Genomic DNA, 23,858 nt, shown 5'->3' with positions numbered 1-23,858 from the left:
CCGGCGACAAACCCTGCCGCTGGTGCGGTCGCCCCACCCCACTCCGCGACGACCAGCGCCGCCCCTCGCACAAGGTCTGCGCCGAGAACGCGGCGAACGACAACGGCGGCCCCCCTCTGCCAAGAAACGGGGCCGCCGCCAATCCAGGACCTGAACAGAACTGGAGACACCCAGCATGACCCAACCGACCTACATCCGGGGAGAGCACCTGCCCACCGCGCTCTCCCTGGCGCCGCACGGCGTCCCCGTGCTGCCGCTGCGAGCCGGGAAGAAGACCTTCGGCAACTGCCGGGACTGCGCCGGCAATGCCTGTGGCGGCCGGCCGAACATGAAGACCCCTGGCCCTTGCCAGTGCCCGGCCCCGTGCCACGGCTGGGCCGCCGCCACCACCGACCCTGACGTCATCGACTCGACCGCGTGGGCGCGTGCGTGGCGGGAGGCGGCGGCGGTGGCCTACCACCCCGGCGGCGCCGGCCTGACCGTCGTCGACCTCGACAACCCGGACGCTATCGCCTGGGCCCGCGCGGAGCTCCCGCCCACCCGCACCGTGCGCACCACCCGGGGCGAGCACTGGATCTACCAGGGCGTCATGCCCTCCGCCAACGCGGTACGGCCCAACGTGGACATCAAGTCGTCCATGCAGTACGCCCGGTGGCTCGGCCCCGGCACCGGCACCCTCACCGCCCTGCCGGACCTCGTTCGAGCCTTGGTGGTGCGCGAGCCTGTCCCGGTCCGGCCCCTGCCCGTCGCGGTGCCGTCCGGGGCTGCCGGTGGACAGTGTCCGCATTGGACGCCGACGTTCCTGGAGCGCGGCATCGCGATGGCCGAGCAGCGCATCACCGAGGCGACCAGCGCGGTGCACGCCACCGTGTTCGGGGCATTCCTGGCGGTGCTGTCGACGCACGGCCGGTGCGGATGCCTGACCGAGGCGTACACGGAGCGGCTGTTCGCCGCGGCGCAGGCCAAGGGCGAATCGCCCCGGCACTGCACGGACGCGTGGGCCAACGCCCTGACCCGGTTGGGGCTGTGACCGTGGCCGACGACGAGAAGACCCCGGCCCGCGAGGTCATCGCCGCCTACGCCCGCGAGCACTTCCGCTACTTCCGTACCGCCGAAGGCACCGTCTACGCGCAGCGGAAGGGTCACCCGGTGGCCCGGCCGATCCGCTCCCAGGGCACCACGGGCAGCCACCGGCAGGAACTCATGGTCGGCCTGTTCAAGGACGGGATCGGCGTGTTCAACGGGACCGCCATCAAGGAGGCGCTCGACCTGATCGAGGCGCTCGCCCTCTCCGAGGAGGTGCAGGCCGTCTACATCCGCGTCGCCCCCGGATTCGACGGAGCGACGTGGCTGGACCTCGGCCGCACCGACGGCATGTCCGTGCGCATCCACCCCACCGGCTGGGAGATCGCCGTCCCGGACCCGCGTGAGGTCTGCTGGCGGCGCACCCAGCTCACCGGCGAACTCCCGCTGCCGGCCAGTGACACCGACGGGAAGGGCATCGACCTGTTGTTCCGGCTGTGCAACTTCGCCAACGCCAGCTCCGAGTGCCTGGCGATGGCGTGGCTGATCGGCTGCCTCGGCCCGTCCGTGCCCGTCCCGGCACCGTTCCTCACCGGGCCGCAAGGCGCGGGCAAGTCCACGGGAGGCCGGATGCTGGTGCGGATCATCGAAGGCATGAGCGGTGACCTGCGCCGGGCCCCGAAGGACGAAGAGAACCTGATCGCCGCCGTGGCGGCCGGATGGGTCACGGCCCTGGACAACCTTTCCCACATGAGCCCCGACATGTCCGACGCGATGTGCTGCATCGTGACCGGCGCCGAGAGCGTCAAGCGCGCCCTGTTCACCGACGGCGACGTGCACCGCGCCAGCTACCGCCGGCCCCTGCTCCTGACCGGCATCGACGTGGGCGTCATCCGCCCCGACCTCGCCGAGCGCCTCCTGCCGCTGAGGCTGGAGCGGCCCACCGTCCGCCGCACCGAGGCCGAGCTGTGGGCCGACTACGCGGAAGCCCTGCCGGTCGTGCTCGGGTCGCTGCTCGACCTCACGGTCAAGGTCCGGGCGGTCGAGGCGGAGACCCCGACCGACCTGCGGATGGCGGACTTCGCCCACCTGTGCGCGCAGCTCGACGCCGCAACCGGCCTCGGCGCGCTGCCTGCGTACCGGGCCAGCCTGGACGACCTGAACGACGACGTGATCGAGGGGGACCTGCTGGCGCAGACCGTCCTGCAGCACGCCGAGACCATCGCCCCGGGCGGCGCGCAGCGCATGACGTCCACGGAGTGGCTGGCCTGCCTGAGCCGCGTCTACGCCGGGGATGAACTGCGGGCGCTGCCGAAGGGCTGGCCGACCACCGGCAAAGTCCTCTCCGACCGGCTCAAGCGCCTCCAGCCCACCCTGGCGGCCCGCCACGTGCTGATCGAAGCGGGCCGGACGAAAGAGGGCAGGTACCTCGAAATGACCCGCCCGGCGCCCACGCCGCCGCACGAGCAGCCGCCGCTGCTCTGACCGGGCCCCCGCCCGAACAGCAAGAGGAGCACCGGCCTCCGAGCGAGGGGTGCTCCTCTTGCTGTTCGGCGGCTGCGCCGCCCTAGAGCGTGCCGCGAAGCGGCTCCTTCTTTCGCTCTGAGGCGCACCTAACTACCTACAGGCACCCCCTCTTTTTTCTTAAGTAGGAAGATGCTGCGTCACCTGCGTCACCCGGGCCGAAAAACGGCCCCTGACCTGCGGCGAAAGCGGTGACGCAGACGGCCAGCTCTGCGTCATCCTGCGTCACCTGCGTCACCCGGCTGCGTCACCGTGACGCAGCCGATGACGCACGGGTGACGCAGACCCCGACCGCTGCGACACCCAAAACCGCAGGTCAGAAGCCCGGATGACGCTAATGACGCGGTGACGCAGAAATCCCTACCTCCGACACACGCGCACCGCGAGAAGCCCCGCCCCCGCACCACACGAGCCCGGACATCGAGCTCAGCCCTCAACTCCACCCCAAGCACAACCACGGGAAGGACCCCGTTTGGCCACCACGACGCACAAGCCCCGTCGCTCGGCCCGGACCAACGCCGGCGACCGCCCGACGCCCGCCCCCGCCAGGCTGGACCGGCTGCTGACGGTCGCAGAGGTCGCAGAAATGCTCGGCACCTGGAAGACCAGCGGGGAGCGCTACCCCCGCCGGCTGATCGAGGAACGCCGCATCACCTTCGTCAAGGTCGGCCGCCTGGTCCGCATCCCGGAGTCCGCCGTCCGCGAGCTCATCGCCGCCAACACCGTGCACCCCATCCGCGCACGCCGCACCAGCTACCGGAGGGCCATCTGATGGCTAACAACAAGAACAGCCGCCGCCGGTTCGGCGCTGTCCGTCAGCTGCCCTCCGGCCGCTGGCAGGTCCGCTATCGCGACCCGCTGACGGGCCAGCTCCGGCCGGCCGAGGAGACGTACGAGACCAAGACCGACGCCGAGGTGGCTCTCACCTTGCTGGAGGCGTCCATCCTGACCGACACGTGGGTCGACCCAGACGCCGGGAAGGTCAACTTCGGCGAGTACGCCACGCGGTGGCTCCAGGAGCGAAAGCTGGAGGAGAGCACGCGGGAGCGGTACGAGACCGTCCTTCGGCTGCACATCCTGCCCACGCTGGGCCCGCGGTTCGTTGTGGAGATCACCCCCGCGCGGGTGCGGACCTGGCGAACTCATCTGCTGGAAGCCAGGGTCGGTGAGCCCTCGGTGGTCAAGGCCTACCAAATGCTGCGGGCCATCATGAACACGGCCCTGGATGACGAGCTGATCAAGCGCAACCCGTGCCGGATCAAGGGGGCCGACACCTACGACGTGCCGGAACGGCCGACCCTCTCTGTGGCAGAGGTCTTCGCTGCGGCCGATGCCATCGCGCCCCGGTGGCGTGCGCTGGTCCTGGTCACCGCATTCACCACGCTCCGATTCGGTGAGCTTGCCGCGCTCCGCCAGCGGGACGTGGACCTGGAGGCTCGGCTTCTGCGGGTCCGGCGGAACCAGGCCGAGCTGTACAGCGGGAAGCTCTACGACAAGGCGCCGAAGAGCCGCGCCGGGTTCCGCCCGGTGGCCTTCCCCGCCTCCATCGTCGACGCCCTCCGGCACCACCTGGAGCACTACTCCTCCGCCGGGCCGAACGGCCATCTGTTCATCGGGCCGCGCGGTGGCCGGCTGCGCCGGAGCAACTTCCGGGACGACTGGAGCGCCGCGAAGGCGAAGGCTGGGATCTCGGCCGAGGTCCACTTTCACGATCTCCGCCACACCGGGAACACCCTCGCCTCGCAGAGCGGGGCCAGCACCCGGGAGCTCATGACCAGGATGGGCCACAGCACGGCGCGGGCCGCACTGATCTACCAGCACATGACCAGCGACCGTGACCGCGCCATCGCCGACCGCATGGGCGAGATGGTGCAGAACGAGCTGAAGAAGCAGGACCCGCCGGCGGCATCTGGCACGGACGTGGCACGGGTGGACTGACCGGCCCGGAAAGACTGAGGCCCAGATCAGGGGGATCACCCCTCTGATCTGGGCCTCTGCGCGTTTGCACTGCTGTGCCCCAGGCAGGATTCGAACCTGCGACACCGGCTTTAGGAGAGCCGTGCTCTATCCCCTGAGCTACTGAGGCGGGGCGCTGACAGCGTACCGGATCCGGTTGGTGGTGATCGCCGATTAGGGGAGACGGGGCCGGGAGGGGCGTGCCCGGGAAGTGGGGCGGCTCGTTGGTCCTGTGCCGGGAGTGTCCTGGATCGGCGTCGTAATGTGACGGGATGGGCGAATTGCGCGGATCGCTCCGTTCTGCGGGGGACCGGGCGGTGTGGCTGGGGCCCGCGCTGCTGACCCTGGTGGTCGGCCTGTACCGGATCGGGACGCCCGAGCTGTGGCGGGACGAGGTGTCGACCTGGAGCGCCTCGACCCGGGGTGTCGGCGAGCTGTTCGCGATGCTCGGCCACGTGGACGCCAGCCACGGCGCGTACTACCTGCCGCTGCACTTCTGGACGGCGGTGTTCGGGGACTCGCCCACGGCCCTGCGGCTGCCCTCCGCGCTGGCGATGGCCGGGGCCTGTGCCTTCGCGGCGCTGACCGCGCGACGGATGTTCGGCAGCCGGGTGGCCGGGCTGTCCGCGGGACTGCTGTTCGCCACCGTGCCGAACGTCTCCCGGTACGCCCAGGAGGCCCGCTCGTACGCGATCGTGACCTGCGCGGTGGCAGCAGGGCTGTGTCTGCTTCTGCGGGCGCTGGAGCGGCCCTCGGTGGGGCGCTGGGCCGGGTACGGCGCGGTGACGGCGGTGGCGGCGGCGCTCCACCTGGTGTCGCTGATCGGGCTGGTGGGACAGCTGCCGTTCGTGCTGCTGTCCCGCGGGCCGCGGCGGGGCCGGTGGCAGTTCCCGTTCGCGGCGCTGGCCGCGGTGGCGCTGGTGCTGCCGCTGGTGGCCGTGGGCCGGTCGCAGAGCACCCGCCAGCTGGCCTGGTTGCACCGGCCGACCGCGTACGAGCTGAGGTTCTTCTGGCAGGAGCTGTTCGGGTCGTACCAGGTGCTCTACGTCTTCCTGGCGCTGGCGGGGGTGGCGCTGCTGTGGCCCGGGCGGCGGGTGGCGGCCGTGCGGCTGCTGGTGCTGGCCGGGCTGCCGGTGGTGGTGGTCTGGCTGCTGTCCCAGGGCGGGACGTCGTACTTCGTGGACCGGTACCTGCTGTTCACGCTGCCGGGCTGGGCGGCGCTGGCGGGCGGCGGGGTCGCGGCCCTGGCGGCCGGTGTGCGCAGGCTGCTGGGAGGGTCGGTGACGAGCCGGAAGCGCGCGGACCTTCCGGCGGCGGACCTTCCGACGGCGGCGGAGCGGACGGTGGCCGCCGGGGCGGGCCCGGCGGCCGGCGGCACGGCCGACGGGGTGGCCGGCGGGCCGGGCGGCGAGGCGGGAGGCGGCGCGGTCGGGGAGGGCGGTGGGCGGGGCCGCGAGGGCGACGGTCCCGGGGCGGGGGCGGGCGTCGGGGTTGCGGCGACCGCGCTGGTCACGGCGGGGGTACTGGCCGTCCCGGTCGTGCTGGGGTTCCCCGCGGAGGAGGCCGTGCGGAGCGTCGCGGCGCACACCACGACGGACTTCCGGGGGGCGGCGCGTACGGTGGCCGCCGGTTACCGGGCGGGGGACGCCCTGGTCGCGCTGGGGGGCGACTACGCCTGGGCGATGACCGGCCCGGCCCTCTCCTACTACCTTCCGGACTCGATCCGCCCTGCTCAGCCCTTCGTCGAGCGTTCCGCGGTCCAGGCCGGGGACCTCTACCCTGTCGAGTCTCGGGCGCCCGCGAGCACCATCGGTGACGAGCCGCGCGTGTGGGTCGTTACCATCGGCACGGGCGAAGACCCGTATCGGAACCTCCCGGCCGCCCAGGCCGAGGCGCTACGGTCGGTCTTCACCCCGACCGAGGTCCGGCATGTCCGCGGCCTGACGGTGACGCTGCTGGTACGCAGCCGCCGGTAGCCGACGCGGAGGACGCACCAGTCCCCCGCGCCACCAAAACGTGAAAGGCACAGACGTGACTGCCCCCCAGGAGAGCACCTTCGCCGACCTCGGCAAGGTGCTGGTGATCATCCCGACCTACAACGAGGCCGAGAACGTCGACCGGATCGTCTCCCGGGTGCGCAAGGCCGTCCCCGAGGTCCACGTCCTGGTGGCCGACGACAACAGCCCCGACGGCACCGGCGAGCTCGCCGACAAGATCGCCGCCGAGGACGACCACGTCCACGTCATGCACCGCAAGGGCAAGGAGGGCCTGGGCGCCGCGTACCTGGCGGGCTTCCGCTGGGGCATCGACGCCGGCTACGACGTCCTGGTGGAGATGGACGCCGACGGCTCGCACCAGCCGGAGGAGCTGCCCCGGCTGCTGACCGCCCTGCGCACCGCGGACCTGGTGCTGGGCTCCCGCTGGGTGCCCGGCGGCGAGGTGGTCAACTGGCCGAAGTCCCGTCTGCTGATCTCGCGCGGCGGCTCGCTGTACTCCCGGCTGATGCTGAACGTGCCGATCCGCGACGTCACCGGCGGCTACCGCGCCTTCCGCAAGGAGACCCTGCTCGGCCTGGGCATGGACGAGGTGGCCTCGCAGGGCTACTGCTTCCAGGTCGACCTGGCGTGGCGCACCGTCAAGGCCGGCTTCAAGGTCGCCGAGGTGCCGATCACCTTCATCGAGCGCGAGTTCGGCGCCTCGAAGATGAGCAAGAACATCCTGGTCGAGGCGATGTGGCGGGTGGCCGGCTGGGGCGTCAGCAGCCGCGTCGCCAAGCTGACCGGCAAGAAGGGCTGAGCGCCGGACGGTGCGGAAGGCCCCGGGCACCCCGAGCAGGGGCCCGGGGCCTTCCGCGTCCCCTGGCCCGGAATCCGGGTGCGGGATCCGGGTGTGGAGCTCCGGCCCGGGATCCGGGTGCGGGAGGTGCGGGGCGGGGCGAGGATGGTGCCCACCCGTCCCCGGAGGTGCGCGTGACCGAGCCGCAGCGGGGCGAGGACGGGCCGGGTGAGGAGAGGCCGGGCCGCTGGTCGCGCGCCAGGAGCCGGGTCGCAGGGCTCGCCGGCACCGCGAAGGTCCTGCGCGAGGAGGTCCCGCTGGTCGGGCGGGCGCTGCGGCAGATCGTCCGGGTCAACCTGCTGGACAGCGCCACCCGGCTGGCCGCGCAGGCGTTCCTCAGCGCGCTGCCCGCGCTGCTGGCGGTGGCGGTGTTCGCCCCGGCCGCCATCCGGGACGGGGTGGTCAGCTCGATGCGGGACCAGCTGGGGATCACGGGCGAGGCCCAGAAGACCTTCCAGCAGATGATGTCGGCCGAGCACACCGACGTGACGCAGAGCTTCGGCGCCGTGGGCGTGGTGGTGACGCTGCTGTCGGCGACCACGCTGAGCCGGGCGCTCCAGCGGGTCTGCGAGCGCTGCTGGGAGATCCCCAAGGCGGGTACCCGGGTGGCGGCCTGGCGCTGGCTGGTCTGGCTGCTGGTGTGGCTGGTCTTCCTGGTGCTCCAGGTGCCGGTGCGCAAGGGCTTCGGGCTGGGGGTGTGGATCGGCTACCCGCTGCTTCTCGTGTTCGCGACCCTGCTCTGGTGGTGGACCCAGCACCTGCTGCTGGGCAGCCGGGTGCGCTGGTACCCGCTGCTGCCGGGCGCGGTCCTGTGCGGGGGCGGACAGGTGCTGCTGACCGTGGCCGCCCTGGTGTACCTGCCGGGGGCGGTCTCCCGCAGCGTGGCGAAGTTCGGACCGTACGGGGTGGTCTTCACCTCGCTGTCCTGGCTGATCGTGCTGTTCACCGCGATGACGCTGGGCATCGCGCTGGGGCGGGTGGTCTCCGAGGAGTCGGCGGCGGCGCGGCTGCTGGGGACGCCGACCGAGCCGGGTCGGTGGGGGCGGCGGGAGGGCTAGCGGCGGGCTGAGGGCGGACGGGGGGCGGGAACGGGGCGGGAACGGCCGCACCCGGCCGTCCTCGGCGCCCTTGCGGGTGCCGGACGGCCGGGTGCGGGCCTTCGTTCTGCGGGAGGAGCCGTCAGAGCAGACGGATCAGCCGGGAGAGGATCGACGGCGGGGCCAGGTCGGACTGCAGGGTGACCGGCACCTCCACGCGGCCGTCGCCCTCGCCGGCCGAGACCGTGCCCACCTGGGTGCCGGCCTTGGCGCTGTGCTTGAGCTTGGTCGTGTCGAGGGTGACCTGGGCGGTGATGCCGGACCAGCCGGCCACCGTGAGGTCGTTCGAGGCGACGACCGGGACCGTCCCGCCGAGGCCGTCCTCGACGCGGCCGACCACCTCGCCCTTCTTGGCCAGGGTCTGGCCGGTGAGGCCGTTCTGCGCGGCCGTGATGATCTTCTGGCTGACCGGCTGGGCCGCCTTGGTCAGGCTCGGCTCCTCCTTGGTGGCCGGCTGGCCCATGGTGACGCCGAGGATCATCCGCTGGACGCCGCCGATCTCCTTGACCGCGGCCCACATCAGGCAGGACTGGGCCGGGGTGGAGGAGCCGGTCTTGACGCCGATGACGCCGGTCTTGTTGTTCAGCAGGCCGTTGGTGTTGTAGATCCGCTGGCCCTTGAAGTTGGTGTCCGGCTCGGCGACGACCTGCCGGAACACGTCGGACTTCATCACCTGCTCGGCGAGCTTCAGCTGGTCCTTGGCGGTGCTCTTGGTGTCCGAGTTGAAGCCGGCCGGGTCGGCGTAGGTGGTGTTGGTCATGCCGAGCTTGGCGGCGGCGTCGTTCATCTTCTTGACGAACGTCTCCTCGGAACCGGAGTCCCAACGGGCCAGCAGGCGGGCCACGTTGTTGGCCGACGGCAGCATCAGCATCTCCAGCGCCTCGTACTGGCTGAGCTGCTGGCCCTCGACCAGGGTGACCTTGGACTCGTCCGCCGAGGTGGACTCGCGGGCGGCCTGGCCGTCCACGGTGATCAGCGGGCCGGGCTCGCCCTTCTTGAGCGGGTGGCCCTGGAGGATCAGGTAGGCGTTCATCACCTTGGTGACGCTGGCGATCGGGGCCGGGGTCTCCGGACCGGAGCTGCCCAGGGCGCCCACGCCCACCACCATCGCGGCGGTCTGGCCCTTGGCCGGCCAGGGCAGGTTCAGCTGCTCGCCGCCGAAGGTGTACGAGCGGGCCAGGGTCAGCTTGGTCTCCGGCTCCGGCAGCGGACGCAGCAGCTGGACGACCACCAGCACGCCCAGCAGCACGGACAGGAAGCCTGTCCAGATCGCGGTCCGCTTCACCGCCCGGCGGAACGGGGTCATCGGCCGCCGGCTGAGCGCGGCGAGCACCTCCATGGCCTCGACCGTGTTCTCGGGCGTGGGCAGCGGAGGCGCCGGCGGGGCGGGGGCCGGGTCCGGGACCGGCAGCGGGGAGGGCGCGGGCGGAACCGGGGCGGGCTTGGGAACCGGCTTGGGCGCGGGCGCGGGCTCGGGGTCCGGCGTCGGCTCCGGCTCGGGGGTCGGCGCGGGCTTGGGAGCGGGCTCCGGGACGGGCTCGGGCACCGTGCCGGCGCCCGCCTTGCGGGCGGCCTTGAGGGCCGACAGCGACAGCTTCATGGTCGGCTCGGGGCCGCCGGCCTCGGCGGGCGAGGCGGTGACGGCCTTGTCACCCTTGTCGCCCTTGTCGCCCTTGTCGGCGTCCGCGGCCTTCTTGTCGTCCTCGGCGCCCTCGCCGGCCTTCTCGGACGGCGCGGCGGTGTGGGGGCGGAGGGCGGGGGCCTTCTTGACGGTCAGCATGAGGGTGCGGTCCGGGGAGGCACCGTCCCCGGCCGGGACGGTCGGCTGGTCGGCGTCCTCGCCGTCCTCGTCCTCCTCGCCCTCGCCGTCCTCGCCGTCTGTGGTCTCGGCGGCCTCGGCCGTGGCGGGCGCCTGGGCCGCCTTCGTGTCCGGCTTCCCGGTGGCCGCCTCGGGCTTCGCCGCCGCGCCGGGTTCGGCCTCGTCCCCGGCGGGCTGGTCGTCCTCCGGCGCGGCCGGGGCCGGCTTCGCGGAGGCCTGGGCGGAGGGCTTCACCGCGGCCGAGGCGGTCGCGCCGGCGGGCCGCTTCGTCTCCTTCTCCGCAGCGGGCTCGGGCGTGTCCTCGTCCGCGGCGGGCTCCTCGTCCTCCGCCGCGGCCGGGGCCGGCTTCGCCGCCGCGACAGAAGCAGAAGCAGAAGCTGCCTTGCCGTCGGAGGTCTCCTCCGTCCGGGCGGCGGTCGGCTCGTCGGTCGCCTTGCCGTCGGAGGCCGCCTCGCCGTCCGCCGGCTCCTCGGCCTCCGGCTCGGGGGCGGGGGTCGGCGCGGCCTTCGCCGGGGCCGGCTTGGGGCCGGGCTTGAGGCCGGCGCCCGCGGTGGCGCGACCGTCCCGCATGGCGAGACGGGGGTCGGCGCCGGTGGGGCGGTCGGCGGGCTTGGCGGGGGCGGCCGGGGCCTCGTCGGCCGTGTCCTCCGCCGCCGCGGCCTCCTTCTTCGCCTTCTTCGCCGAGCCGCCGGGCATCCGGAGCGTGGTGGTGGCGTTGTCCACCGGCATCCGCAGCGAGGTCGTCCTGCTGTCCGTATCGCGGACGCGCAGCTGTACGGTCGAGCCGCTCGGCTCGGTGCCCTCCCCGGCCTCGTCGGGCTCGTCGGGCTCGGCCGGCCCGGTGTCCTCGCCCTGCCGCACGCTGTCGGGGGACTCGCCCACGTGCCCATCCTCCTCGTCCGCCCGGCCGCTGCCGGTTCGTCACCCAAGCTGTTTTTTCGCGCAGGTTCTCGCCCTGCTCCGGTACCTGTACAGTCTCCGCCACCGGCGGCCGTTCTCGGCCCGCACACCCCGCCCGACCGGCGGTTATCGTGTCGCGCCCGCCCCGTTCCCGGCCCGTCCGTGGCTCAGACGCAGGGCCGTTCGACAACGGTTCCGTCCCGTGGCCCGCAAGGTCACGATTCGGAGGCGTACTCGACAAGCCCGTGTGAGAGGCGTCACGCTGTCATTCATCCACGCGGGGAGGCTTGGATGGGCAGGAGCCGCAGAACAATTCCCGAGGAGCTTTTGCTGCTCGCGCTGGACCCGGCCACGGGTACCACCGCGCAGCCGCAGACCCTCGACCTCGGACTCGCCGGGGCACAGCTCGTCGAGCTGTCCCTGGCCGGAAGGATAGTCCCGGACGGGGACCGGATCGCCGTGGTGGTGCCACGGCCGACCGGCGACCCCACCCTGGACCACGCGCTCGAACTGCTGCGCCGACGCGGCAGTCCGGTCCGCGCGTCGCACTGGATCGGCGGGCCCCGGCTGGGGCTGCGTCAGACGTACCTGGCGCACCTGGAGCGGTGCGGCATGGTGACGGCGGTGCCGGGCCAGGTGTGCGGGGTGCTGCCGACGACGCGGTACCAGGCGTCGGACGACTGCACCAACGCCGCGATCAAGCAGCGTCTGGACACCGCGATCCGCACCGGCGTGCCGCCGGACCCGCGGACGGCCGCGCTGGCCGCGCTGGCGCACGCGGTGGGTCTGGGCAAGCACCTCTATCCCGGCAACGAGGGCCGGTCCTCGCGGTCCCGGCTGCGCGACCTGATCCGGTACGACCCGCTGGGCGGCATGGTGGCGCACGCGGTGATGGACGTGCAGAACGGGCTGCCCGCCCAGCAGGGCAGGTCCCCGGCACCTCCGGTGGCGGCCCGGCCGGCCGCTGGCCGGAGCGCCGCGGGTGGCCGTGGTGTGGCCACCCGGGTCGGCGCGTAGTGATCGGCGCGCGCCGTTAACGGCCAGCACACTTCTCGGGGCGGTTCGCCCGGCGTCCGTCGCCGGGGAGCCGCCCCGCAGTCGTTCACGGGCCTCGAACACCCTTACCGCTTCGGCATGTCCGCCGCAAGAGTCACCATCCGGATTGAACGGTTTTCCGATGATCTGTTCTAGTGCCGTCCTCTGATTCCCCGGCACGGACCCGAGGTGAGGTGGCATGCTGCTCCACGTCAGGGGGGTTGGTACCAATTTCCACACTGTTGCCGGAGATCCTGCCGGAGGTCGATGTGTCCGCCAGCGTCAATCCCACGGTGCGCCGTCGGAGGCTCGGGGCCGAGCTGCGCCGACTGCGCGAGCAGAGGGGGATGACGGCCGAGGAGGTCGCCGGCCGTCTGATGGTGTCCCAGTCGAAGATCAGCCGGCTGGAGAACGGCCGGCGCAGCATCAGCCAGCGCGACGTGCGCGACCTCTGCGACGTGTACGAGGTGGAGGACGACCGGGTCCGGGCCGGCCTGATGGAGATGGCCCGGGAGTCCCGTCAGCGCGGCTGGTGGCACGAGTTCGGGGACATCCCGTACAGCGTGTACATCGGCCTGGAGGCGGAGGCCTCCTCGATCCGCGCGTACGAGTCCTCCTTCGTGCCCGGGTTGCTGCAGACCCGGGAGTACGCCACGGCGGTGGTGGAGGGCACCTCGCCCGACTACGACGTGGCCGCGGTGCAGCGCCGGGTGGACGTCCGGATGAAGCGCCAGCACCGGATCTACGGCGAGGACCAGCTCGGCAGCCTCTGGGTGGTTATAGACGAGGCCGTCCTCAAGCGGGCGGTGGGCGGGGCCGAGGTGATGGCGGATCAGCTGTTCCAGCTGCTGGCGCTGATGGAGCGCCCGAACATCAACCTCCAGGTCATCCCGTTCCGGCACGGGGCCCATCCCGGCATGACCGGGACATTCTCCCTGATGGAGTTCCCGGAGTCAGCCGATTCCACGGTCGTCTACTTCGAAGGAGTGACGAGCGATCTCTACCTGGAGAAGGACGCGGACGTCCGCCGCTATACCAATCTCTACGACCACTTGCGGGCCGCGGCGCTCAGCGTCGCGGAGAGCCGGTCACTGATACACACCTATGCAGAGGGGTTCCAGAAATGAGCACGTCCTCCAAGCTGGTCTGGCGCAAGAGCAGCCACAGCGGCGGCAACGGCGCCTGCGTCGAGATCGCCGTCCCGAACGCCGCCTCCATCGCGGTCCGCGACTCGAAGGACCCCGAGGGTCCCCGGCTGACCTTCTCGAACGAGGCCTGGGCGGCGTTCGCGTCCGCGGCAGCGGCCGGTGCCTTCGGCGAGGCCTGAACCGTCCCTGACCCCACTGTCGGTGCCCGCCGTTCCTCCCGCGGCGGGCACCGCGTCGTTCCGGACGCGGCGTCAGGCGGCCGGGTAGCGCTCGTTCCAGCCGGTCGTGCCGTGCAGCTCCGGACCGTGCAGCAGTTCCAGGACGAAGTCGTCCGCCAGCTGCAGGACGGTCCCCCGCCCCTCCAGTTCCGCCACCAGCTCGGCCGGCAGCGCCGTCTCCCCGTGCAGCGCGCCCAGCAGGTTGCCGCAGATCGAGCCGGTGGAGTCGCTGTCCCCGGAGTGGTTGACGGCCAGCAGCAGGCCGGACTTCACGTCCTCGGCGACCAGCGCGCAGTACAGGCCGATGGCCAGCGCCTCCTCGGCGACCCAGCCCTCCCCCAGTTCCTCCACCCGCTCGGCCGAGGGCGTGCCGGCCCGGACGGCGTCCAGGGCGGCCCGCAGCGCGGCCGTGGTCTCCTCGTGGCGCGGCCGCTCGGAGAGCAGCGCCAGCGCCAGGTGGACGCCCTCCTCCAGGGTGCCGCCGCGGGCCACCGCATGGATGATCACCGCGAAGGCGCCGGCGGCCAGGTAGCCGGTGGGGTGGCCGTGGGTCAGCACCGAGCACTCCACGGCGAGCTGGAAGACCAGGCCGGGGTCCCAGGCGGCGAGCAGTCCGAACGGGGCGGCGCGCATGACGGTGCCGCAGCCCTTGGAGTGCTGGTTGCGCGGCGCCTCCACGGTGCCGAGCCGCTCGGCGTCCGGGCCGGTGAGGCCGGTCAGGCAGGCCTGGCCGGGGGCGCGCTGGGCGTACAGCCACTCCTCGCGGCCGAGCCAGCCGAGGTCGGCGCGGCGCTCGTCCGGGCCCCAGTCGCGCTGGGTGGCGGCCCAGCGCAGATAGGCGTGGTGGACGTCGGTCGGCGGGTGCCAGGCGCCGGAGTCGCGCTTGACGTGGGCGCGGATCAGCCCGTCGACGGTGAACAGGGTCATCTGGGTGTCGTCGGTGACCGTCCCGCGCCGGCCGTACGCGGGGACGTAGCCGGTGACGCCCGCGTCGCCGTGGGCGGACCGTATCTGCTCCAGCGCCTCGAACTCGATGCCGGCGCCGAGCGCGTCACCGATCGCCCCGCCCAGCAGGCAGCCGCGGACCCGGCTGCGGAAGTCCTGCTGCTGCGCGCGTGACCACAGTGCCATCACGGGTCGGTGCCTTTCGTCGGGTCGGGCCGGAAGCCTGCACTGTATTCGACGGCCCGGGCCGCACCGCCGCGGCCGTCGAACACCGACTCCTCGACACTCCCTTGCCGCCGGAACAGGCGCAGGTCACCTCCGCCGGGACCTGCCGGCCGACCGCGCCTGGACGGTGGCCGAGCCGGGACGGCGGCCGGTCAGTCCAGCACCGGGAGCAGCTCCGGGAGGTGGCCGTCCGAGGCGAGCGCGGCGGCCCGGCGCTCGGCCGGGACCTCCCCGTAGGTGGTGGTGCGCTGCCGGGCGGGCCGGCCGGCCGCCTCGGCGATGGCCTCCAGCTCCCGGATGGACTTGTGGCTTCCGTAGCCCGAGCCCGCCATCCGGGAGATGGTCTCCTCCATCAGGGTGCCGCCGAGGTCGTTGGCGCCGCTGCGGAGCATCTCGGCGGCGCCCTCCGCGCCCAGCTTCACCCAGCTGGTCTGGATGTTGGTGATGTGCGGGTGGAGCAGCAGCCGGGCCATCGCGGTGACCGCGCGGTTGTCGCGGGCGGTCGGGCCGGGCCGGGCGATGCCCGCCAGGTAGACCGGCGCGTTGGTGTGGACGAACGGCAGGGTGACGAACTCGGTGAAGCCGCCGGTGCGCTGCTGGATCCCGGCGAGCAGCCGGAGGTGGCCGAGCCAGTGCCGCGGGGTGTCCACGTGCCCGTACATCATCGTGGAGGAGGAGCGGATGCCCAGCTCGTGGGCGGTGGTGACGACCTCGACCCAGGTGGCGGCGGGGAGCTTGCCCTTGGTGAGGACCCAGCGGACCTCGTCGTCGAGGATCTCGGCGGCGGTGCCGGGGATGGTGTCGAGGCCGGCCTCCTTGGCCTGCTGGAGCCAGTCGCGGAGGGACAGGCCGGTGCGGGTGGCGCCGTTGACCACCTCCATCGGTGAGAAGGCGTGGACGTGGATGCCGGGCACCCGGGCCTTCACCGCGCGGGCGATGTCGAAGTAGGCGGTGCCGGGCAGGTCGGGGTGGATGCCGCCCTGCATGCAGACCTCGGTGGCGCCGACCTCCCAGGCCTGGGCGGCGCGTTCGGCGACCTGGTCGAGGGAGAGGGTGTACGCGTCGGCGTCGGTACGGCGCTGGGCGAAGGCGCAGAAGCGGCAGCCGGTGTAGCAGACGTTGGTGAAGTTGATGTTCCGGGTGACGCAGTAGGTGACCTGGTCGCCGACGGTGTCGCGGCGGAGGTCGTCGGCGATCCGGCAGAGGGTGTCCAGGGCGGGGCCGTCGGCCTGGAACAGGGTGAGGGCCTGGTCGTCGGTGAGCCGGACGGGGTCGTCGGCGGCGGTGGCCAGGGCCTGCCGGAGGTCAGCGGGCAGCCGGGCGGGCGCGCCGGCGGCGGGCTGCCGGGGCACGGCGGTCTCGCGGAGGACCTCCCAGTCGCCGTAGACCTCGTCGAAGTCGGCCCGGCGGTCGCCGGTGCGGCCCTCGGTGTCGATGGTGCGGTGCAGGTCGGTGCGGCCCCAGGAGGCGGGCAGGTCCTCGGGCTCCTGCCAGGGCAGGCCGGCCGGGAGGGCGTCCTCGCGGGCGAGGCCGGTCTCCGGGTCGGCGAGGGCGCGGACGTGCGGCAGGACCCGCGGGTCCAGCCAGGGCTCGCCGCGGTGCAGGTACTCCGGGTGGACGGTGAGCCGCTCGCGCAGGGTGAAGCCGGACTCGGCGGTGCGGGCGGCGAGTTCGTCGATGTGCGGCCAGGGGCGCTCGGGGTTGACGTGATCGGGGGTCAGCGGGGAGACGCCGCCCCAGTCGTCGATGCCGGCGCCGATGATCAGCGGGTACTCCCCCGCCACCAGGTTGGGCGGGGCCTGGATCCGGGCGGAGGGGCCGAGGACCAGCCGGGCCACGGCGATGGCGGCGGCGAGTTCGGAGAGTTCGGCGTCCGGCATGGCGCGCATCGCGGTGTCCGGCTTGGCCCGGAAGTTCTGCACGATGACCTCCTGGACACCGTGGTACTGCCGGGCGATCCGGCGGATCGCGAAGAAGGCGTCGGCCCGCTCCTCGTACGTCTCGCCGATGCCGATGAGGACGCCGGTGGTGAACGGGACGGAGCTGCGTCCGGCGTCCTCCAGGACCCGCAGCCGGACGGCGGGTTCCTTGTCGGGCGAGCCGTGGTGGGGCCCGCCGGGCTCGGACCAGAGCCGGGTGGCGGTGGTCTCCAGCATCATGCCCATCGAGGGGGCGACCGGCTTGAGCCGCTGGAAGTCGGTCCAGCTCAGCACGCCCGGGTTGAGGTGGGGCAGCAGGCCGGTCTCCTCCAGCACCCGGATCGCCATCGCCCGGACGTAGGCGAGGGTGTCGTCGTAGCCGTGCGCGTCCAGCCACTCGCGGGCCTCGGGCCAGCGGTCCTCGGGGCGGTCGCCGAGGGTGAAGAGGGCTTCCTTGCAGCCCAGTTCGGCGCCCCGGCGGGCGATCTCCAGCACCTCGTCGGGCGAGAGGTACAGGCCGTGGCCGTCCCGCTTCAGCTTGCCGGGGACGGTGACGAAGGTGCAGTAGTGGCAGCGGTCCCGGCAGAGCCGGGTGAGCGGGATGAAGACCTTCTTCGAGTAGGTCACGACCCCGGGCCGGCCGGCGGCGGCGAGGCCGGCGTCGCGCACCCGGGCGGCGCTGGCGCACAGGTCGGCCAGGTCCTCACCGCGGGCCTGGAGCAGGACGGCCGCCTCGCCGGCGTCCAGCGCCACACCGTCCCGGGCACGGCGCAGTGCCCGGCGCATCGCGGTGGCGGTGGGGCGGGGCTGCGCGGCGTCCGATGCGGTCATGAGGCGACGATACGCGAACGGTTTCCTCCCCCGGGACCACCCGACCCTGAGGCGGGCTCAGGGTCGGGTGCGCCGCGAGGCGTACCGGGATCTGGCCCTGTGGGGCGATGCCGGGGCGGCTGAGGGCGCCTCTAATGGAGTGAGAGGAAACGGAGCGAGGAGGGGCTGCAGTGGAGGAGCAGGAGAGGCCGTACCGGTCGCGTCGTCGGTCGGCGGTGCGGGTGGCGGTGCCGGCGGCGGTGGCCACGGCGATCGCGGTGGGGGTCGGCCTGGTGCCGGCGCTGGCCAGTGACACCTCGCCGGACCTGCCGGCGGTGACGGCGGAGCAGCTGGTGGCGAAGGTGCTGGGGGCGGACGCCGACGCCTTCAGCGGGACGGTGAAGGTCAAGGCCGATCTGGGTCTGCCGCCGGGGCTGTCGGCGATGGCCGGCGCGGGCGGGATGGGCGGCGGCCGCGGCGGGGAGTCCGGGGCGGATCCGTCGGCGAAGGCGCTGGAGCTGCTGGGCGGGGAGCACACCCTGCAGGTGGCGGTGGACGGGCCCGAGCGGCAGCGGATCGGGCTGCTGGGCAAGCTGTCGGGCTTCGAGCTGGTGCACAACGGCACGGATCTGTGGGCCTGGGACAGCGCGGCCAACGAGGCCGTGCACGCCACGGCGCCCGAGGGGGCGGCGGCGCGGTCCGAGGGGCTGCCGCTGAACGGTGCGGCGACGCCGCAGGAGGTGGCGAAGCGGTTCCTGGCCGCGACCTCCGGTTCGACCTCGGTGGCGGTGGACGGCACGACCTCGGTGGCCGGGCGGAAGGCGTACCTGCTGAGCGTGAAGCCCTCGGGTTCGGGTTCGACGCTGCGCGAGGTGCGGGTGTCGGTGGACGCGGAGCACGGGGTGCCGCTGGCGGTGCTGGTGACCGGGACGGACGGCGACCGGGTGTTCGACGCCCGGTTCAGCTCGGTCTCGTTCACCCGTCCGGACGCGAAGACCTTCGCCTTCTCGGCGCCCAAGGGGGCCAAGGTGACCGAGCACCGGGCCGGGGACGGTCCGACCGGTGGCGGCCACGGCGACGCGGGCCGGGAGCACCCGGAGGCGGACGGCGCCGCCCGCCCGGCCGGGGAGCCCGAGGTCCGGGTGATCGGTGAGGCCTGGACGGCCGTGGTCGCCGCGAAGCTGCCCCAGGCGCAGCCCGCGGACGGACAGCCGCCGGCCTCCTCCGGCCGGGAGAAGGGTGCGCCGCTGGACGGCGCGTCCTTCGCGAAGTCGCTGGGCAAGCCGGTCGGCGGCGGCACGCTGATCAGCACCAAGGTGGTGAACGTGCTGGTCACCGATGACGGCCGGGTGTTCGCCGGTGCGGTGACCCTGCCGGTGCTGCAGAGCGCGGCCGGGGTGCGGTAGTGGTGTCGCCCGTGGTGGCGGGGGGCCGGATCGCCGAGGGCGGTCCGGCCCCTGCCGGCGAGGTGATCCGGACGCGGGGGCTGACCAAGCGCTTCCGGGGCGGGCAGCTCGCCGTGGACGGCCTGGACCTGGCGGTGCCGCGCGGCAGCGTGTTCGGCTTCCTGGGTCCCAACGGCTCGGGGAAGACCACCACGATCCGGATGCTGATGGGCCTGATCGCGCCCACGGACGGGGTGGCCACGGTGCTGGGCGAGCCGATGCCGCAGGCGGTGGACCGGGTGCTGCCCCGGGTCGGCGCGCTGATCGAGGGCCCGGCGCTGTACGGGTTCCTGTCCGGCCGGGACAACCTGGTCCGGTTCGACGCCGCCGATCCGACGGCCGATCCCCGGACCCGGGCGCGCCGGGTCGCCGAGGCGCTGGACCGGGTGGGGCTGACCGCCGCCGCGGGCAAGCGGGCGAAGGCGTACTCGCTGGGCATGAAGCAGCGGCTGGGGCTGGCGGCGGCGCTGCTGCGGCCGCGGGAGCTGCTGGTGCTGGACGAGCCGACGAACGGGCTGGACCCGCAGGGCATGCGGGAGATCCGGGCGCTGGTGCGGGAGGTGGCGGCGGACGGCACCACGGTGTTCCTCTCCTCGCACCTGCTGGACGAGATCGAGCAGGTCTGCACGCACGCCGCGGTGATGTCCCGCGGGCGGCTGGTGGTGCAGGGCACGGTCGGCGAGCTGGCCGCCCGGGCGCAGGGCCGGCTGGTGGTGCGGACGCCGGACGTGGTCGCGGCGGCGAAGGTGCTGGCGGAGCACGGGGTGGCGGACCTGCGCGGCGGCGAGGGCCGGGTGGACGGGGTGCTGCCGGAGGGTGCTCCGGTGGGCGGCGGTTCGCTGGAGGGCTCGTCGGTGGGCGGCTCCTGGCTGGACGGCTCCTCGGTGGACGGCTCCTCGGCGGGTGCCGAGCAGGTGCTGGCCGGGCTGTGCGGGGCGCTGGTCGGGGCCGGGGTGCGGGTGCACGGCTTCGGGCTGGAGCGCGGCACGCTGGAGGACGCCTTCGTGGCGCTGACCGGGGAGGGTTTCGATGTCGCGGGCTGAGGCGGCGGCCGGGGTGCGCGGGTACGCGGCGCTGTTCGGCAGCGAGCTGGTGCTGACGTTCCGTCGGACGCGGACGCTGGTGCTGCTCGGGATCCTGGCCTCGCTGCCGGTGCTGATCGGCGTGGTGGTGAAGCTGAACACCGGGGAGGCGCACGGCGGGGACGGCCCGGCGTTCCTCGCCCAGGTGACCCAGAACGGCCTGTTCCTGGTGTTCACGGCGCTGGCGGTGGCCCTGCCGGTGTTCCTGCCGCTGACGGTCGGGGTGGTGGCGGGCGACGCGGTGGCCGGTGAGGCGGCCGGCGGCACGCTGCGCTACCTGCTGGTGGCGCCGGCCGGGCGGACCAGGCTGCTGGCCGCGAAGTTCACCGCGGGGCTGGCGTACTGCGCGGCGGCCACCACGGTGGTCGCGCTGTCGGCGCTGGCCACCGGGCTGGCGCTGTTCCCGGTCGGCGAGGTGACGCTGCTCTCCGGGGACGTGATCGGTCCCGGGGAGGCGGTGTTCCGGGTGGTGCTGGTGGCCGCGGTGGTGGCCGCCTCGCTGACCGGGCTGGTCGCGATCGGGCTGTTCGTCTCCACGCTGACCGGCAGCGGGATCGCGGCGATGGCGGCCACCGTGGTGCTGGTGATCACGGTGCAGATCCTGGACGGCTTCCCGCAGTTGAACGCGATCCAGCCGTGGCTGTTCACCCACCACTGGCTGACCTTCGGCGACCTGCTGCGGGAGCGGATGTACTGGGACGGCGTGCTGCGGAACCTCGGCCTGCAGGCCGCCTACACGGCGGTGTTCGCCTCGGCCGCCTGGGCGAGGTTCACCACCCGGGACGTGACCGCCTGAGTGCCGGTACGGGCGCGGCCGGCGTCAGTGGGCGGCGCGGCCGCGGACGGGGTGGCTGCGGGTGGTCGTGGCGGCCGCGCAGGCCAGGACCGGCAGCCGGTCCGGGGCGATCAGGAACAGCGGCGACCAGTCGCGGCTGACCAGCCGGATGCCGGCGGTGAGGCCGTGCAGCCGCGCCCGGTAGGAGCTCTTCAGGTCCACCCGGTCGATCCGGTACGGCGGCGCCAGGGCGATCGTGGGGCCGCCCGGCCGCTGCCACTGGATGGTCACCGGGCCGCCGCCCGGGCCGGGCGTGAGGAGGAGTTCGCCGGGTTCGAAGCCGGTCGCCTCCCGCCGTACCGCGGGCACCCGCGCGGTCGAGCTGACGGCGGCGGGGCGCCCCCGTACGACGCGCCGGAGCGGCCGAGTGATCTGCCCGGTGAGGTGGACCATGGCAAGCCCTCCTGAGGGCCCTTCGGCGCGACGCCGAGCGGGAGGGTGGGTTCAGAGCACGGACGTTAGCAGCAGTTCCGTCCACTTGAGGAGATCTTGCGAGGCGTTCTTCGGCGGGAGGCGCCGCTGCCCGGACGGCCACCGGGGAAGGTGCCCTCCGGAGCGGACCGGGTGAGTCCGTGCCGCGCTGCTTGACGCCCGACCCGGCGGGCGGTGGGATGGGGCGGCCCTCCGCCCGGACGGCCCACCGTCCGTGTCCGAGGAGGACCCTCCGCCGATGACGACCAGCCGCCGGGGACTGCTGCGCGCCGGTGTCGCCGCGGGCGCGGCCGCGCTGGTGGCCGGCTGCGGACGGGCGGTCGCCAGCTCGCTCGACCAGGGCCCCGCCGGGCTGGTCGAGGTGCACACCCGGTGGACCACCGAGGCCGAGCGGAACGGGCTGAGCGCGCTGCTCGCCGACCTGAAGGGCCACGCGCCCAACCTCACCTTCACCGACGCGGCGCCGGCGGCCGGCCGGGTGCCGGGCGGGCCGGAGGCGGAGCTCGCCCGCCGGTTCACGGCCGGGGACCCACCGGACGCCGTCCCGACCGAGCTCGGCGCCGAACTGGCCGCGCACACCGCGGCGGACCGGCTGGAGGGGCTCGACGCGCTGTACCGGCGGGAGGGCTGGGCGGCCGGCCCGCTGCCAGCCGGGCTGCTGCCGCTGCTGCGCGGCGAGGACGCGTACCGCTGCGTGCCGCTGGCGGTGCGGCGGTCGGACCTGCTCTGGTCCTGCCCCGCCGTGCTGGCCGAGGCGGGGGCCGGCGCCGCGCCCGGAACCGTGCCGGAGCTGGTCGAGGACCTGCGCCGGGTGCGGCGGACCGGGCGGGTGCCGCTCGCCGTCGGCGGGCCGGGCGGGGCGCGGCAGCTGCTGGAGGCGCTGCTGCTGGGACGGCTCGGGGCCGACGGCTGGGAGGCGCTCTGGCGGCCCGGCGCGGACTGGGGATCGGCGGGCGTGGCGGGGGCGCTGCGGGACTTCGACGTGCTGCTCGGGCTGTCCGACCTCGCCGACCCGGCCGACCACGCCGGGAGCGGGGCGCGGCCGATCGCCGACCCGGCCGGCGGCGAGGCGGCGACCCGGCTGGTCGGGAGCGGGCTCGCCGGGTACCAGGTGATCGGGGACCGGGCCGAGGAGATGCTGCGCGCCGGGATGGGGCTGCGGCCCGGGGCCGGGTACGGCTGGGCGGCGGCGCCGGGTACGGCGGGGGTGTTCCGGTTCCGGGCGGACGCGTTCGCGCTGCCGCGGGCGGCCAGGCGACGGGAGGCGTCGCTGGCCTGGCTGGCGGAGTGCGGCAGCCTCGGCGGTCAGGTCGCCTTCAGCGGCGCGCGGGGGTCGATCCCGGCGCGGACGGACCTGCCCGCCGAGGCGCGGGCGCTGTTCGGGGCGTACCAGCGGTGGTCGATGGACGAGTGGCGCCTCGGCCGGATCACCGGCCCCGCCACCTGGTCCCCCGCGGCGGACGCCGCCATCCTCGGCTACCTCGACCACCGCGACCCGCCCCGCTTCCAGGCCGCCCTCGCCGGCGGGTGACCGGGTGCCCGGGGTTGAGGCTCGTCAGACAAGCCTTAGGCCGGCTGGCGGTCGGCCGGGGCCTCGGCCGGGGCCGGGGCGGCGGCTGCCGCGGTGCGGGCCGGGGCGTGGGCGCGGTCGGCGCGGACGCGGCGGAAGGCGTCGACGGTGAGGATGACGAGGGCGGCCCAGACCAGGGCGAAGCCGGCCCAGCGGGCGGGCGGCATCGACTCGTGGAAGACGGCCACGCCGATCAGGAACTGGAACACCGGCGCCAGGTACTGCAGCAGCCCGAGCGTGGTCAGCGGCACCCGTACCGCCGCCGCCCCGAAGCACATCAGCGGGATCGCGGTCACCACGCCGCTGAGCATCAGCAGTCCGGAGTGTCCCCAGCCGTACTCCCCGGGCACCACCCGTCCGAAGCTGCCCTCGCCGTGGGCGGCCGTCCAGACGAGGAACGCGGCCGCGAAGGGGAACATCGCCGCGCTCTCCACCGCGAGGCTCTCCAGCCCGCCGAGGGCGATCTTCTTCTTCAGCAGGCCGTAGGTGGCGAAGGAGAGCGCGAGGGTGAGGGCGATCCAGGGCAGCCGGCCGTAGCCGACGGTGAGGACGGCGACCGCCGCGGCGCCGACGCCGACCGCGGCCCACTGGGCCGGGCGGAGCCGTTCCCGCAGCACCAGGACGCCGAAGGCGATGGTGACCAGCGGGTTGATGAAGTAGCCGAGGCTGGTCTCGACGACGTGTCCGGAGTTGACGCCCCAGATGTAGACGCCCCAGTTGACCGTGATGACGGCGGCGGCGAGGGCGGAGAGGGCGAGCCGGCGCGGCTGGGCGAGCAGCGGGCGGATCCACGCCCAGCGGCGCTGGACGAGGATCATCAGGGCGACGGCGACCAGGGACCAGACCATCCGGTTGGCGAGGATGTCGGCGGCCGCGGCGGGCTCCAGGAGGGGCCAGAACAGCGGGAAGAGCCCCCACATGCCGTAGGCGGCGAATCCGTACCAGAGTCCTCGTCCGGTCTCCTGCCGGGATTCGTCGGTCATGCCGGCCTGCCCTCCGCGCGCGCTGTCGTCGGGTCGACGGTAGCGGGCCGGAGGGCA

19 protein-coding genes and 1 tRNA gene are annotated in these 23,858 nt (G+C 73.9%); 14 read left to right on the top strand and 6 right to left on the bottom strand.

What is annotated here, in order from left to right; translation table 11 throughout:
- Positions 1 to 175: 175 nt before the first annotated feature.
- The 4 genes from ABWK59_RS20060 to ABWK59_RS20045 all read left to right on the top strand — a co-directional run bounded on the left by ABWK59_RS20060 (position 176) and on the right by ABWK59_RS20045 (position 4,485).
- Positions 176 to 1,030 carry a bifunctional DNA primase/polymerase gene (locus ABWK59_RS20060; RefSeq protein ID WP_354641977.1) on the top strand — a complete coding sequence of 285 codons (855 nt, stop codon included), beginning with the start codon at positions 176 to 178 and terminating at the stop codon, positions 1,028 to 1,030.
- 2 nt (positions 1,031 to 1,032) lie between these two features.
- Entirely contained in the window at positions 1,033 to 2,508 is a 1,476-nt protein-coding gene (locus tag ABWK59_RS20055) for an ATP-binding protein (RefSeq protein WP_354645027.1), read from the top strand.
- A gap of 589 nt (positions 2,509 to 3,097) precedes the next feature.
- Complete coding sequence (locus ABWK59_RS20050) at positions 3,098 to 3,319, top strand: excisionase family DNA-binding protein (protein ID WP_354645026.1); 222 nt, start codon at positions 3,098 to 3,100, stop codon at positions 3,317 to 3,319.
- Positions 3,319 to 4,485 carry a tyrosine-type recombinase/integrase gene (locus tag ABWK59_RS20045; protein ID WP_354641976.1) on the top strand — a complete coding sequence of 389 codons (1,167 nt, stop codon included), beginning with the start codon at positions 3,319 to 3,321 and terminating at the stop codon, positions 4,483 to 4,485. The genes ABWK59_RS20050 and ABWK59_RS20045 overlap by 1 nt, the downstream gene beginning before the upstream one ends.
- Positions 4,486 to 4,560: 75 nt before the next feature.
- Here ABWK59_RS20045 and ABWK59_RS20040 read toward each other — a convergent pair.
- A tRNA-Arg gene (locus ABWK59_RS20040) sits at positions 4,561 to 4,633 on the bottom strand.
- A gap of 142 nt (positions 4,634 to 4,775) precedes the next feature.
- Here ABWK59_RS20040 and ABWK59_RS20035 point away from each other — a divergent pair.
- The 3 genes from ABWK59_RS20035 to ABWK59_RS20025 all read left to right on the top strand — a co-directional run bounded on the left by ABWK59_RS20035 (position 4,776) and on the right by ABWK59_RS20025 (position 8,396).
- Positions 4,776 to 6,479 (top strand): glycosyltransferase family 39 protein, encoded by a 1,704-nt coding sequence (locus tag ABWK59_RS20035; RefSeq protein WP_354641975.1) that lies wholly within the window; start codon positions 4,776 to 4,778, stop codon positions 6,477 to 6,479.
- Positions 6,480 to 6,534: 55 nt separating this feature from the next.
- Positions 6,535 to 7,299 carry a polyprenol monophosphomannose synthase gene (locus ABWK59_RS20030; protein WP_354641974.1) on the top strand — a complete coding sequence of 255 codons (765 nt, stop codon included), beginning with the start codon at positions 6,535 to 6,537 and terminating at the stop codon, positions 7,297 to 7,299.
- Between the two features lie 173 nt (positions 7,300 to 7,472).
- Positions 7,473 to 8,396 carry a YhjD/YihY/BrkB family envelope integrity protein gene (locus ABWK59_RS20025; protein WP_354641973.1) on the top strand — a complete coding sequence of 308 codons (924 nt, stop codon included), beginning with the start codon at positions 7,473 to 7,475 and terminating at the stop codon, positions 8,394 to 8,396.
- A 121-nt stretch (positions 8,397 to 8,517) separates the two neighbouring features.
- Here the strand turns inward: ABWK59_RS20025 and ABWK59_RS20020 are convergent, their stop codons facing one another.
- Complete coding sequence (locus tag ABWK59_RS20020) at positions 8,518 to 11,136, bottom strand: D-alanyl-D-alanine carboxypeptidase (RefSeq protein ID WP_354641972.1); 2,619 nt, start codon at positions 11,134 to 11,136, stop codon at positions 8,518 to 8,520.
- Between the two features lie 309 nt (positions 11,137 to 11,445).
- Between ABWK59_RS20020 and ABWK59_RS20015 the strand changes: the two genes are divergently transcribed.
- The 3 genes from ABWK59_RS20015 to ABWK59_RS20005 all read left to right on the top strand — a co-directional run bounded on the left by ABWK59_RS20015 (position 11,446) and on the right by ABWK59_RS20005 (position 13,516).
- Positions 11,446 to 12,171 (top strand): GOLPH3/VPS74 family protein, encoded by a 726-nt coding sequence (locus ABWK59_RS20015; protein WP_354641971.1) that lies wholly within the window; start codon positions 11,446 to 11,448, stop codon positions 12,169 to 12,171.
- Between the two features lie 287 nt (positions 12,172 to 12,458).
- Positions 12,459 to 13,316 (top strand): helix-turn-helix domain-containing protein, encoded by an 858-nt coding sequence (locus ABWK59_RS20010; RefSeq protein ID WP_354641970.1) that lies wholly within the window; start codon positions 12,459 to 12,461, stop codon positions 13,314 to 13,316.
- Positions 13,313 to 13,516, top strand: coding sequence for a DUF397 domain-containing protein (locus ABWK59_RS20005; protein ID WP_354641969.1), 204 nt, complete (start codon positions 13,313 to 13,315; stop codon positions 13,514 to 13,516). Before ABWK59_RS20010 ends, ABWK59_RS20005 begins: the two co-directional genes overlap by 4 nt.
- A gap of 72 nt (positions 13,517 to 13,588) precedes the next feature.
- Here ABWK59_RS20005 and ABWK59_RS20000 read toward each other — a convergent pair whose 3' ends face one another.
- Both ABWK59_RS20000 and ABWK59_RS19995 read right to left on the bottom strand, forming a co-directional pair.
- Positions 13,589 to 14,686: an ADP-ribosylglycohydrolase family protein gene (locus ABWK59_RS20000; protein ID WP_354641968.1), complete on the bottom strand. Its 1,098-nt coding sequence runs from the start codon at positions 14,684 to 14,686 to the stop codon at positions 13,589 to 13,591.
- A 191-nt stretch (positions 14,687 to 14,877) separates the two neighbouring features.
- Positions 14,878 to 17,475, bottom strand: coding sequence for a bifunctional FO biosynthesis protein CofGH (locus tag ABWK59_RS19995; protein ID WP_354641967.1), 2,598 nt, complete (start codon positions 17,473 to 17,475; stop codon positions 14,878 to 14,880).
- Between the two features lie 170 nt (positions 17,476 to 17,645).
- Here ABWK59_RS19995 and ABWK59_RS19990 point away from each other — a divergent pair, with 170 nt between their 5' ends.
- The 3 genes from ABWK59_RS19990 to ABWK59_RS19980 are packed head-to-tail and all read left to right on the top strand — an operon-like array spanning position 17,646 to position 20,777.
- The gene (locus ABWK59_RS19990) at positions 17,646 to 18,860 is read left to right on the top strand and encodes a LolA family protein (RefSeq protein ID WP_354641966.1); all 1,215 of its coding nucleotides are present in this window, start codon (positions 17,646 to 17,648) and stop codon (positions 18,858 to 18,860) included.
- Positions 18,861 to 18,871: 11 nt separating this feature from the next.
- Positions 18,872 to 19,942 (top strand): ABC transporter ATP-binding protein, encoded by a 1,071-nt coding sequence (locus tag ABWK59_RS19985; protein ID WP_354641965.1) that lies wholly within the window; start codon positions 18,872 to 18,874, stop codon positions 19,940 to 19,942.
- Positions 19,929 to 20,777 (top strand): ABC transporter permease, encoded by an 849-nt coding sequence (locus tag ABWK59_RS19980; RefSeq protein WP_354641964.1) that lies wholly within the window; start codon positions 19,929 to 19,931, stop codon positions 20,775 to 20,777. Before ABWK59_RS19985 ends, ABWK59_RS19980 begins: the two co-directional genes overlap by 14 nt.
- Positions 20,778 to 20,801: 24 nt before the next feature.
- Here ABWK59_RS19980 and ABWK59_RS19975 read toward each other — a convergent pair whose 3' ends face one another.
- Entirely contained in the window at positions 20,802 to 21,209 is a 408-nt protein-coding gene (locus ABWK59_RS19975; protein WP_354641963.1) for a hypothetical protein, read from the bottom strand.
- Between the two features lie 277 nt (positions 21,210 to 21,486).
- Here ABWK59_RS19975 and ABWK59_RS19970 point away from each other — a divergent pair, with 277 nt between their 5' ends.
- Positions 21,487 to 22,779, top strand: a complete 1,293-nt coding sequence (locus ABWK59_RS19970; RefSeq protein WP_354641962.1) for a hypothetical protein — start codon at positions 21,487 to 21,489, stop codon at positions 22,777 to 22,779.
- A 35-nt stretch (positions 22,780 to 22,814) separates the two neighbouring features.
- On the opposite strand, the gene rarD is transcribed toward ABWK59_RS19970, so the two are convergent.
- The gene (rarD, locus tag ABWK59_RS19965) at positions 22,815 to 23,801 is read right to left on the bottom strand and encodes an EamA family transporter RarD (protein ID WP_354641961.1); all 987 of its coding nucleotides are present in this window, start codon (positions 23,799 to 23,801) and stop codon (positions 22,815 to 22,817) included.
- Positions 23,802 to 23,858: the final 57 nt, after the last annotated feature.

This window comes from Kitasatospora sp. HUAS MG31 (assembly GCF_040571325.1).
Lineage (GTDB): Bacteria > Actinomycetota > Actinomycetes > Streptomycetales > Streptomycetaceae > Kitasatospora > Kitasatospora camelliae.
This window is presented reverse-complemented; position numbering and strand designations above follow the sequence as displayed.